The sequence below is a fragment of the Glutamicibacter sp. NPDC055354 genome (assembly GCF_053644955.1).
The window spans coordinates 1,878,853-1,891,228 of record NZ_JBSHMB010000001.1; the positions used below are offsets into that span (position 1 = coordinate 1,878,853).

Genomic DNA, 12,376 nt, shown 5'->3' on the forward strand with positions numbered 1-12,376 from the left:
CAAGCCTGCTTTTCGCGGCCACCGGGGTTTCCAACGCACCCTGCATCTTCGCCACTCAGCGGCAATTTCTCCTGCCCGCTTCGATGCTCTTCAGCATCTGCAGCCCTTCCGCACCCTTGCGTGGAACACAGCACACTCGCTACCAATTCTGGGCGCGGAATGCAGCTTCTTGAGGCGTGAAGAAAGGCAACAGAAGCCAGCGCGATCGTCTGATTTCTGTTGCCTTTCCTATGTTCTGGTTGGGCTAGCCGACGGCAGGTTCCACGCTGAGCAGGATGTCGCGCACCAACGCGTATTGCTCGGTGCCCAGGAACTGCTGCGCTTGCTGCTTGGTCGGGTCGTCAGGAACACCATGGTCTTCCAGATAATCCTCTTCAACCCACATCATCGGCGACTGCTCGCCGATCCTGAAGAAGTTCAGGTCCGGGTTCTCATCGCGCTTGCCGAGCTCTTCGTCATCGATCAGGGCAATGTCGAATCCTGAATCCTTCTCCCCATCTTCCTGGTCCGTCGATTCCCAGAACTCGGCAATCAGGCTCGTCGGGCGGAATCCGGTATCCGCTCCGGGATTTTCAAGTTCCTTGCGATCCAGCAGCTCCCGTTCATACAGCGCCGTGTCTCCATCCGGAGAGGTTGCCGTGGTGGGGATCAGGGTCAGCACGTGCTTGCCTTGCGCGTCCTTGATCTCCCATTCATCCCACTCGGTGCACTCGCCGTCGCAGTCGTCCCCGGTGGCAGTCCACTGCTCAGGGGTAAAGACGCGGATGCCGTGCACTTCATGCACTTGGCTCAGCTCTGGCGCCGCCGAGCTTGGCGCATCCGCGCTTGCGGTACTTTGCGTTGGGCTGGATTCGGGGCTGGAAGCGGTCGGCGCGCTGGCGCTTGCCGATGGAGACGTTCCGCTGGGTGCTGCGCTCTGGCTTTCGGCCGGTTCCGGCTCGGCTCCCTGGCAGGCAGCCAGCATCAGCGCTGCCGCGCACATCATCGGGAGCGCGCCTAGACGGGTTCTGGCACGGTTCATCTTTTCCAACTCCTTGATCGATCATCCGGTCATGCAGCTGACATCGCGAGCTCCCCCATGGAACCCATCCTCCATGGCCTTGCAGGTTTTTCCAATAGCTGCAGCATCACGCCTTAGTTGCAAGTTGTCTCGGTCGTGCTCCCGATGCCAGGTAATTTTCGATTTCCGGTAGTGCCCAGCCGCGAACAGTGGCAAGATATGTGAAGTGGAACACTCTAAGCATTCATTTCATAATTTAGATTCATTTATCGGCCTGGGCCGCCTCAGCGGCCTGGCGCTCTCCCCCGACGGCACCAAGCTCGTCACCACCCTCAGCGAGCTTTCCGAGGATGAGACGAAATACGAAAGCGCCCTCTGGTCGCTGGATCCCAAAGGCGAAGAACCAGCACGCAGGCTGACGTTCGGCGAGCACGGCGAATCGCAACCGCAGTTCACCGCCAACGGCGACCTGCTCTTCGTCGCCAAGCGCTCATCCAAGGAAGACGCCAAGGCCGAAGGCTGGATCCTGCCGGTAGCAGGAGGCGAAGCCCGCTCGGTGATTTCCCACCCAGCCGGGGTGCAGTCCTTGCGGATCTGCCAGCAGTCCCCGCAGACCGTCGTGCTGCGCACCTCGGCCTTCAGCCGTGCCAAGGATCTGGAGGCCGAAGCGGCACTGCGCACCGGCCGCAAGGACAAGAAGGTCTCGGCGATCCTGCACACCGGCTATCCGGTACGCTACTGGGACGAAGATCTGGGACCGGCCACCCCGCACTACTACACCGGGTCCCTGCCCGGCCTGCAGGACGCCACCAGTACCCAGCTCACCGATCTCACCCCGGGCATCGGCGCGAATCTGGAGGATACCTACTACGATGTCGCTTCCAACGGGGCCTTCCTGGTCACCGAATGGCAAGTTCCCGAAGGCCGGGCCTCCTCAGCCCCGGGATTGATGCGCATCGACCTGCACACCGGCGCCCACGAAATGCTGCTGGCCCCCGACGACACGTACGAATATACGCTGGGCAAGATCAGCCCGGATTCAACCCAGCTGGCCTACGCCCGCTGGGAGCGTTCCACCGCCGATACCGCCCCGGTCTTCGAGCTGTGGCTGATGGACCTGGCCGACGGCGCCACCCACCGGATCGCCGCCGGCTGGGACCGCTGGGTCAGCGACCTGCAGTGGGTTCCCAACGGGCGCTCGCTGCTGCTGACCGCCGATGACAACGGCCACGCCCCGGTCTTCCATCTGAGCCTGTACAACGACAAGATCACCCGGCTCACCGATGACGGCGCGTTCACCGATCTGGCCATCCGCAGCGACTCGCGTACCGCCTACGCGCTGCGTTCCAGCTACCTGTACCCGGCCGAACCGGTAGCCATCGACCTGGCGCATACCGGCGACCTGGAGCCGGGCGAATTCGCGGCCTTGACCGAACTGCGCTCCCCGGTGTCCCGTCCGGCCCTGCCCGGAACGCTCACCGAGGTGACGACCACCGCCGAAGACGGGTTGAGCATCCGCGCCTGGCTGGCCCTGCCCGCCACCGCTTCTGCCGCCGACAAGGCGCCGCTGCTGCTGTGGATCCATGGCGGGCCGCTGGGCTCGTGGAATGCCTGGAGCTGGCGCTGGAGCCCATGGCTGCTGGTGGCCCAGGGCTATGCCGTGCTACTGCCGGATCCGGCCCTGTCCACCGGCTACGGCCAGGAGTTCATCCAGCGCGGCTGGGGCCGCTGGGGCCAAGAACCGTATACGGACCTGCTGGCCATCACCGATGCCGCCGAGGCGCGGCCGGACATCGATGAAACCCGCACCGCCGCCATGGGCGGCTCCTTCGGCGGCTACATGGCCAACTGGGTGGCTGGGCACACCGACCGCTTCAAGGCCATCGTCACCCACGCCAGCCTGTGGGCGCTGGAAGGCTTCGGCAAGACCACCGACGCCGCGTTCTACTGGACCCGCGAGATGAGCCCCGAAATGCGCGAGCAGAACTCGCCGCATCATTCGGTGGGCAGCATCGTCACCCCGATGCTGGTCATCCACGGCGACAAGGACTACCGGGTGCCCATCGGCGAGGGCCTGCGCCTGTGGTACGAGCTGCTGGCCGATTCGGGGCTGCCCCAGAAGGAAGACGGCAGCACCGAGCACCAGTTCCTGTACTTCCCGGATGAGAACCACTGGGTGCTGTCCCCGCAGCACGCCAAGATCTGGTACCAGGTTGTCACCGAGTTCCTCTCCCAGAAGGTGCTGGGCAACGCGCCGCAGGAACTGCCCGAGCTGCTGGGCTAGAACCGCGCAGTGCCGGACTGCCGGGGCGGAGTCATTTCTGTCCCGGCAGTTCCACTGGCGCTGGAGCATCTCCCCCGGCACCGCGGCTGGCCAGCACCAGCGCCTTGGCCCGCCGCGCCACGTCGGCATCGCGTTCGCCCAGCAGCGCTACCAGCCGGGCCAGATGCGCCGCGCGCTGGGCATAGCCGGCGGCAAGGCGCTGGCCCAGGGTCATCGAGGATAACTCCTGGGCTTCGCGCCAAGCCATCATCAAGGCCCGCTCGAACAATCGCTGCCCTGCCTCGTCCGCATTCCCGGCCGCGGTCGCGCCGAGCACGGCCACCGCATTGATCTGCGAATCCTCCAAGCCCATGGCCAGCTCCTCCAGCTGCCGGCGCGAATGCTGGACGGACCGCGAGCCGCGGGAGAACCGGGTCAGCTGCGACGTCGCCCCGAGCAGGTACTGGATCACCTGGAGAACGTTGATTACCGTGAAGAACAGCATGAACACGAGCATCCAGTACAGCAAGGTGGTGTTGTAGTCCGGCTGCTCGTACCCGGCTTGCTTGAGCACCACGGCGAAGTCCTCGGCCGCGCTGGCCGCTTCCATCGCCGGATAGTTCGACTCGTAGATGCTTCCGTGCTCCCACCCGCCGGTCGTTCCCCACGAGGCGGTACCGCTGATGACCGCACCGGAAATCAGCCCTGGCATGATGCCCTTGCCCTCGTCCGTGATCAGCAGCGGAATGATCGTCAAGTCCTCGGGCAGCTCCCCGTTGGCAGGATCAGCGCGATCGGAGTATTCGTCCTTGATCCGCAAGATCGCCGCGCGCACGCTCTCGGGCGTCGAATCACGGTATTCCGAGCCGTCGAAGTGCTTGAGTTCCAGGTAGGCTTCGGCATCGCGCACCGCAACCAGGATCTGCTGCGGGGTGTCGAAGTCCTCTTCCATGTACCGGCGGATCTCGGCCTCGTCAACCAGCTGGCCCTGGTCATCGATTTCAAGTTCCATTCCCCGGCCGGACCCCTCATGGGTGCGTTCGGGTTCGTTGGCTATCGAGGAGACAATGAGCCCCGAGGCGATCAGGCTGCCCACCAGCAGGGCCGCAAGCAGTCCAGACTTCCACGCCCGGCGCAGCTTCGGCGGTTCATCGCCAGATGCCTTGCGGGTGCTGGCGAGCCGGGCCAGCATGCGCTGCCAGCCAGCAGGTTCGCCCGATGTCCCTCCGGCAGCCTGGTCGGTCTGCAGCGTGTCGCCGAGAATCCCGCGGGCCAGCGAGTTCGCCGTGGCGATCTGCGCCAGCGCACCCTGCTTGGATACCGGCGGCAAGCCCAGGCTGGAGCGCAGCTCATTGTGCTGGGCGCCGATCTGGGGCACCGGCTGCGGCAGGCCCCGCGGATACCGGCGCAACCGGGCAGCGATCTTCCCGGCGAGCTTCGCCAGCCGCCTTTCGGCCTCGGCCCAGCGCTCGATGGCGGTGCGCTGGCTGGTATCGCCATGGGCGGCATTGAGCAGTTCGCCGAGGGCACTGCGGAAATCCGCCAGGTCCTTGCCGGCCACCATGGTGCCCGGAGCGGTGTCCAGCCGGATCAGCAGCGCCGTGGCCGCATCGTTGATCGGGCTGCTGAGCTTGTCGAAGGTGGATCCGGTGCCAGCCAGGTGCGCATGCACCGAGCCGGCGCCCATCAGCGAGTCGGCCAGTTCCGTCAGCTTGCGCGTGTCGGCCTCGAAGGCCGCCAGCTGCTGCCCGGTGCTCTGTTCCAGGCATTCAGCCCGGGTGAACAGCGAGCGCACCAAGCGCGCTTCGCGGCGGGCGGCATCCAGGGACAGGGATTCGAGCTGCCGCCACGCCTTGGTGAAGCCGGCAGGACGGCGCGATTGGTCGGTGGCCTGGTAGGTGGCTTCCAGTGCTTCGAGGTCCAGGAGCACGCGGGCCAGCTTGCGCTGCGCCGCGGCCAGCCGCCTGTGGCGCGATGCCCACCGCGAGCGGAAGCGCAGGGCGCTGGCCAGGAATGCGGCGGTGAGCATGGCGCTCGCACCCACGGCCGCGAACCAGAAGATCGCCGAGCTGCTGGGCGAATCGTCCAGCAGCACGGCGGCAGTATGCGCGGCGGCCGCCGCCGCCTTGGGCCCATGGCCTACCGAAACGTTCTTGGTGAAGGCGTGCTCGATGTCGAAGCGCAGGTCGGTATGCGCGTCGTCGGATGCTGCAAGGCTGCGGTCCAGGCCCACCCCGGCGAAGCGCTGTTCGGCGTCGCTTAGCCCGGGATCCCTGTTCTCCATCCTGGTCGAGACGATGATCTGGTTTTCCGGCACCTGCCCGCGCAGCAGTTCATCACCCGTGAGCCAGCGGTCGGTGATGACCAGTTCCAGCGGGGCCGTGGCACGCACCGGGTGCCGGGCCATCTCGGCGTCCACCGTCTGCTGGGTGATGTTGAAGCCGTTATCGCCGCGGACCACCACCTGGACCTCGTAGGGGTCCGGGACGTTGGCTGCCTGCACGGCCATCACCGCACGCACGCCCAGCGCGGTGGTCACCAGCGCCATGATGATGGCGGCGATGGCAGTCCAATGGTACGGGCGGCGCAAGCGCCGTCCGGTGGAATCATGCATCAAACGGGCAGGCATCAGCGGGTCCCGCTTCCTGGCGCGAAATTCCGGAGCACTGCGATGGGATCGTCCTCCAGCGGATCGGTTTTCCGCTGCGCACCCTCCATTGATTCGCCCAGCCCGTGGGGAATCTTCAGCCTCGCCTGGCCGGCTTGGGCCAGTGCATCGTGCAACACGCCATCGAGTTCGTCGCGCAGTTCCCACAGCCTGTCCAGGATCCCCGGGGCCGTATCCGCGCCGGCACTCCTGCAGCTCAGGCGGGTGTGCAGCAGCTGCAGCTCATCGGTATGCGTGATGATCACGGTGCGCGCGGCCTGCGCGCAAGCCAATCGCCCGGCACCGGGAAGATCGAGGAACAGCGCCAGGTCCTCCAGCCGTGCACGGTGGTATTCGACAATCCGGTTCCAGGACTCGCGCGAATCCCGTGGCCGTGCCGTGAAGGCGTGGGCCAGCTGCACCGCTCCGCGCAGCAGCGAGAGCTCGTGCTCGCGGTCGCGCAGCTGGGCCAGCTGCGCTTCGGAGACCTGCTGCGACTGCAGGGAATCCGGGGCCGTGTCCAATGCGCGCAAGGCCCCTGGCTGGGAGCCGGCCCGTTGCCTTTCAATTTCTGCCATCACCTGCGCCAAGCGGCTCTCCCCCGCCAGTCCGGGATCGGGCACCGGATGGCGGTCCAGGTAAATGCTTGCCCGCTGGATCCGTGATTCGAGCAGCTCGGCCTGCTTGTTGCGATCGGCGGCGGCTGCCTGCCGGGCCTTGCGGCGCTTGGCACGCCAGGCCCATGCGAGCAGGAACGCAACGGCGGCGGCGAGCGCGCCCACGGCGATCACCTTGGCCAGTGTCCGGTCCGGCGGTGCCTGCAGCTGCTGGGTGGTGGCCAGCGCGACGGCGGTGATCCCCGCGGTGTAATCCCCGGCGGCGAACTCTCCCTGCCCTGCCTCCAGGATCCGCTGCTGGCTTCCCGGTGCGGTTTCGCGCACGTCGCGCCCGGGATCCACGGCGATTTCCACCGGATCCCCGGCTTCCTGGGGAAGCATCACGCCGATGGCGATCCAGCCTTCCCCGACATAGCCCAGGGTCTTTCCGTTCTCCAGCCAGTCATCGCTCAGCGCGTCGCTGTCGCCGAACATCAGCATCCCGCGCACCAGCTGCCCTGCTCCCTTGAGGTTGTTGGGTTCCTGGTCCACCCCGAGCAGGATCTTCGCATCCTGTTCGCCCACGGCCTGCCGGACCTGGTCCATGATCCGTTCCGAATCCACCTCATCGAGTGCCGCATCGGTGACTGCCAGGTAGAAGTTGCCTTCCTGCGAGGTCACCGACGGGATGAGGACGGTGCCTTCATCTGCGGAGTCATCGTCGGGCGTCGCCGAGGGGTAGACCGGAGCCGTGGCCTCTGGCTGAGTTGGATCCGCGGCTGCCTGCGCCGGCACGGCACCCAGTCCCAGGCCCAGCCCCAGGGCTGCGAACAGGCCCGCGAGCAGCAGCTTGCCGGGGTACTTCAGGTCGGTGCAAAACGTGCGGTTCATGGGAACAACTGTATCAACAGGGGTTTGAATAACCCTGCTCAAGGAACATTTCGAACCGCAGGGACGACACCGCCCCGCGCAGATCCCCGAAAGGTTCTGCGCGGGGCGGTGGGCTGCCTCGCTGGCCCGGGAGCCCTTAGTCCAGCAGCATCGCCGGTTCCTGAAGGATCGATGCCACGTCGGCCATGAAGCGGGCCGAGAGGTCGCCATCCACCACGCGGTGGTCAAAGGATCCGCCCAAGGTGGTGATCCAGCGCGGGACCACTTCGCCGTCGATGACCCATGGCTTCTGGCGGATCGTGCCGAAGGCAACGATGGCTACTTCGCCCGGGTTGATGATCGGGGTGCCGGTGTCGATGCCCAGCGCGCCGATGTTGGTGATGCTCAGCGAGCCATCGCGCATGTCCTCGGGACGGGTCTTGCCGGCACGCGCGGTGGTGGCCAGATCGTTCAGGGCGATGGCCAGTTCCTTCATGTTCAGGTTCTGGGCGTCCTTGATATTCGGCACCAGCAGGCCGCGCGGCGTGGCTGCCGCGATGCCCAGGTTCATGAAGCGCTTCTGGTGGATCTCGGCGCCGTTTGCGGTTTCCACCCAGCTGGCGTTCACCGAAGGGTTGCGGGCCGCCGCCCAGATCACGGCACGGGCCAGCACCAGCAGCGGCGAGACCTTGATGCCCTCGAAGTCGCGGGACTTCTTCAGGCGCTGCACGTATTCCATGGTTCGGCTGGCATCCACATCCACGAAGATCGAGACATGCGGTGCAGTGAAGGCCGAGTCGACCATGGCCTTGGCGGTGGCTTTGCGCACGCCGCGCACCGGGGTGCGTTCCACGCGGGCATCGGCCAGCTGGCCGTGGGCCCAGTAGGTTGGCGCCGCTGCATGCTCGGCTTCGCGCTGAGCCTGGTAGCTGTTGACGTCTTCGCGGGTGATCTCGCCCTGGTTGCCGGTGCCCACCACGTCGTTGATGTCGATGCCCAGCTCCTTGGCCAGCCGGCGTACCGGCGGCTTGGCCAGCACGCGGTCCACGAAGCTCGCCACCGCAGGCTTGCGGCGATCGACTTCGCGGGTCACCGCGGTGCCCAGGGACTGCGCGCGGCGCGAGATGGTCTCGGCCAATGCGGAGCCGGAGGCGCGCACCGCTGCGGTACGCGCACTGGCCGTCGAAGGAGCGGGGCGGGTGGTGCGTGCCCGGCGCACCGAAGCATCAGCGGTGGGGCCCGATCCGACCAGCGGGCCGGGTTCTTCCGAGGCCTGCGGTGCGGCGGTGCTCAGGGCTTCGGCTGCTTCGGGCACGCCGGTTGGAGGTGCCGCGTTGCCTTCTTCATCGATGGTGATCAGCGGCTTGTCCACGAGTACGGTATCGCCTTCGGCCGCGTGCAATGCGGTGACCACCCCGGCGAAGGGGCAGGGCAGCTCGACCAGCGACTTCGCGGTTTCGATTTCCACGAAAATCTGGTTGACCTCAACGGTGTCGCCCACCTTGACCTTCCAGGAGGCGATATCCGCTTCGGTCAGGCCTTCGCCCACATCGGGGAGATTAAAGACTGTCATTACTACTCCTTGGATTCCGCTTAGTAAGCGAAAGACCGGTCGAGGGCTTCAAGCAACTTGTCGATGTCCGGCAGGTACTGGGACTCCACCTTGGAAATCGGGTAAGGCATGTGGAATCCGCCCACGCGCAGCACTGGGGCTTCCAGCGAGAGGAAGGCGCGCTCGGTGATGCGGGCCGCGATTTCGCCGCCCAGGCCGCCGAAGGTCGGCGCTTCGTGGGTGACAATCAGCCGGCCGGTCTTCTGCACCGATTCGGTAATGGTGTCGAAATCGATCGGCGACAGCGAGCGCAGGTCGATGACCTCGATGGACCGGCCATCTTCCAGCGCGGCATCAGCGGCAGCCAGGGCGATCGGCACCAGCGGGCCGTAGGCGACGATGGTCGCGTCAGTGCCCGGGCGGACCACCTGCGCCTTGAAGGCATCCAGCGCCGGGGTTTCGGTATCGACCTCGCCCTTGAGCCAGTAGCGGCGCTTGGGCTCGAAGAAGATCACCGGGTCCTGGCAGCTGGCTGCCTGCTGGATCATCCAGTAGGCGTCATGCGCGTTGGACGGGGTGATGATGCGCAGGCCCGCGGTGTGGGCGAACAGCGCCTCCGGGGATTCGGAGTGGTGCTCGATGGAGCCGATGCCGCCGCCGTAGGGAATGCGGATGACTACAGGTGTGGTCAGACGCCCCTCGGAGCGGGCGTGCATCTTGGCCAGCTGGGTGGTGATCTGGCTGAAAGCAGGGAAGACGAAGCCGTCGAACTGGATTTCCACCAGCGGGCTGAAACCGCGCAGGGCCATGCCCACGGCGGTGCCGACGATGCCGGCCTCGCCCAGCGGCGAGTCGATGACGCGGTGCTCGCCATACTTGTCGATCAGCCCGTCGGTGATGCGGTAGACGCCACCGAGGCGCCCGATGTCCTCGCCCATCAGCAGGGACTTGCCATTGGATTCCAGCACCTTGTCCAGGCCGCTGGTAATGGCCCTGGCCAGGGTCATTGTGGTGGTCATTTAGTGCTCTCCCTCAGCCGCATCGGCGAATCCTGCTTCGTATTCCAGATGCCAGGCCAGTTCTTCCTGGATCAGCGGATGTGCTTCGGCGTAGACCTGCTCGAAGGACTTGGCCAGCGGCGGGACAGGGAAGGCCATGGCGTCTTCGCGGACCTTGGCAGCCATCGCATCAGCGTCGGCGGCCAGCTGCTCGAAGTAGGCGTCGTCAACCAGGTTGTTCTCGCGCAGGTAGGTTTCCAGGCGGATCAGCGGGTCCTTCGGGGCCCACTGGGCCTCTTCTTCGCTCATGCGGTATTTGGTTGGATCATCGGCGGTGGTGTGCGCGCCGAGGCGGTAGGTGACGGCCTCAATGAGGACCGGGCCCTTGCCGCTGCGTGCGTGTTCCAGCGCCCAGCGGGTGACCGCCAGAACGGCCAGCACGTCGTTGCCATCCACGCGCACTCCCGGCATGCCGTAGCCTGCGGCGCGGTTGACCAGCGGCACCTTGGACTGGACCTCGAAAGGAACGGAAATCGCCCACTGGTTGTTCTGGCAGAAGTAGACCACCGGTGCGTTGAAGGAGCTGGCGAAGACCATGGACTCATGGGTTTCGCCCTCGGTGGAGGAGCCATCGCCGAAGTAGGCGACTACGGCGTTGCCCTCCTTGGCGCGACGGGCTTCATCCCAGCCGCGCTGTTCCATGTTCAAAGCCATTGCGTAGCCGGCGGCATGCGGCATCTGCGCGGCAAGCACCATGGTGTACATGTGGAAGTTGTTTTCCCGGGGATCCCAGCCGCCTCCGGAGATGCCGCGGAACAGGCGCAGCATTTCGGAGAAGGAGACATCGCGGGTCAGTGCCACGCCGTGCTCGCGGTAGGTGGGGAAGATGTAGTCGCTTCGGCGGGTGGCACGGCCGGAACCGATCTGCGCCGCTTCCTGCCCGCGCAGCGGGACCCAGAGGCACAACTGGCCCTGGCGCTGCAATGCTGTGGCCTCTTGATCGAATCGACGGGTCAATGCCATGTCGCGGTAGAAGCCGCGAAGCATGTCATCATCAACGTCACCCAGATACGCATCGTACGTTCCATGGGACTGACGCTGGCCGTCCGGAGTCAGGATCTGAATCAGATCCGGCTCCGTCGCCTCGGTCGCAGCACGCGTCATTTATCATCCTTCGGTCATAAATATGCCCCACACGGAATACATTCCGCATGGGACATATACGGCTTGTCTAATTTCTAAGCCTATAGGCACTGACCGCTAAAACGCGAGAAATCAGCACCAGTTGCCCCTATGCCAGGTCTAGTGATTCCTTGCACAGTTCAATAAAACGATCGTTTGCTTCAACCTCGCCGATGGAGACGCGCACTCCTTCGTTCGAGAAGCCGCGCACCGACAGCGCCACGGCGTTTGCCCGCTCGACGAACTCATCGGTCTTTTCGCCCAGCGGAAGCCAGACGAAGTTCGCCTGGGTGGAAGGAATCTTCCAGCCCTGCCCGGCCAGGGCCGAGGCAACTCGTTCGCGTTCCATGACCAAGCCCTCAACGCGCTCAAGCACCTGGTCGATGTGGGCCAGCGAAGCGACCGCGGCATCCTCGGCCACGCTGGAGACGGCAAACGGGGTGGCCACTACGCGGATGTTATCGGTGATCTCCGGGTGGGCCACCGAGTAGCCCACCCTGAGATTCGCCAGGCCGTGAGCCTTCGAGAAAGTGCGCAGGAGAACCACATTTTCGTTCTCGTTGTAGGTATGGATGCCATCCACCGATTTCTCGTCGCGGACGAACTCGGTGTAGGCCTCATCCAGGACAACCAGCACGTTCTTCGGAACCCGTGCCAGGAAGTCATCGACTTCGGCCTGGCTGAGTACCGGACCGGTGGGGTTATTCGGTGTGCACAGCAAGATGACTGAAGTGTTCTCGTTCACCGCTGCGATCATGGATTCCAGATCGTGGCGCCCGTCTTCCAGCAACGGGATTTCAACGGGCAGCGCACCGGCAGTCTGTACGAGGATTGGGTAGGCCTCGAAGGAACGCCACGCATAGATGACTTCATCCTGGATGCCGTCTTCGTTCTGGCCCGCGAAGGCGTTCAGGATCTGCACCAACGCGCCAAGGGAACCGGCCCCGGTCACGATGTCTTCCGCAGGAACGTCCAAGTACTCGGAAAGTGCTTCGCGCAGCTTGGTCGATAGCGGATCAGGGTAGCGATTCAGGCTGGACTGCTCCACGACCGCCCGATGCACAGCGTCCAAGGGACCGAAGGGAATTTCATTCGATGACAGCTTGTAAGCTCTCGCACCTTCAATAGGGGCAGGCGGCTTGCCCGCAGCGTATTTGGGCAAACGTGCAACTACAGAGCGTGGCTGCACCTGATCTTGGGTCACCGGGTTCTCAGTCATACCTCAAAGCCTAGCCCTCACTAAGGGTTTAGCGATATCTGCGGTTCAT

8 protein-coding genes are annotated in these 12,376 nt (G+C 65.1%); 1 reads left to right on the forward strand and 7 read right to left on the reverse strand.

The window, feature by feature from the left end; genetic code table 11:
* Window positions 1-244: 244 nt before the first annotated feature.
* Window positions 245-1,021, reverse strand: coding sequence for a hypothetical protein (locus ACWICV_RS08730; protein ID WP_105662025.1), 777 nt, complete (start codon window positions 1,019-1,021; stop codon window positions 245-247).
* A gap of 205 nt (window positions 1,022-1,226) precedes the next feature.
* Between ACWICV_RS08730 and ACWICV_RS08735 the strand changes: the two genes are divergently transcribed.
* Window positions 1,227-3,284: a S9 family peptidase gene (locus ACWICV_RS08735; RefSeq protein ID WP_454090429.1), complete on the forward strand. Its 2,058-nt coding sequence runs from the start codon at window positions 1,227-1,229 to the stop codon at window positions 3,282-3,284.
* 31 nt (window positions 3,285-3,315) lie between these two features.
* Here ACWICV_RS08735 and ACWICV_RS08740 read toward each other — a convergent pair whose 3' ends face one another.
* From ACWICV_RS08740 to ACWICV_RS08765, 6 genes are all read right to left on the reverse strand, one after another.
* Entirely contained in the window at window positions 3,316-5,892 is a 2,577-nt protein-coding gene (locus ACWICV_RS08740) for a hypothetical protein (RefSeq protein WP_454090428.1), read from the reverse strand.
* The gene (locus tag ACWICV_RS08745; RefSeq protein WP_454090427.1) at window positions 5,892-7,397 is read right to left on the reverse strand and encodes a hypothetical protein; all 1,506 of its coding nucleotides are present in this window, start codon (window positions 7,395-7,397) and stop codon (window positions 5,892-5,894) included. The genes ACWICV_RS08740 and ACWICV_RS08745 overlap by 1 nt, the downstream gene beginning before the upstream one ends.
* A gap of 136 nt (window positions 7,398-7,533) precedes the next feature.
* Window positions 7,534-8,949, reverse strand: a complete 1,416-nt coding sequence (locus tag ACWICV_RS08750) for a dihydrolipoamide acetyltransferase family protein (protein WP_454090426.1) — start codon at window positions 8,947-8,949, stop codon at window positions 7,534-7,536.
* Window positions 8,950-8,969: 20 nt separating this feature from the next.
* Complete coding sequence (locus tag ACWICV_RS08755; RefSeq protein ID WP_454090425.1) at window positions 8,970-9,947, reverse strand: alpha-ketoacid dehydrogenase subunit beta; 978 nt, start codon at window positions 9,945-9,947, stop codon at window positions 8,970-8,972.
* Window positions 9,948-11,090: a pyruvate dehydrogenase (acetyl-transferring) E1 component subunit alpha gene (gene pdhA, locus ACWICV_RS08760; RefSeq protein WP_105656216.1), complete on the reverse strand. Its 1,143-nt coding sequence runs from the start codon at window positions 11,088-11,090 to the stop codon at window positions 9,948-9,950.
* Window positions 11,091-11,217: 127 nt separating this feature from the next.
* Window positions 11,218-12,327, reverse strand: a complete 1,110-nt coding sequence (locus ACWICV_RS08765) for a histidinol-phosphate transaminase (RefSeq protein ID WP_365943329.1) — start codon at window positions 12,325-12,327, stop codon at window positions 11,218-11,220.
* Window positions 12,328-12,376 lie beyond the last annotated feature (49 nt).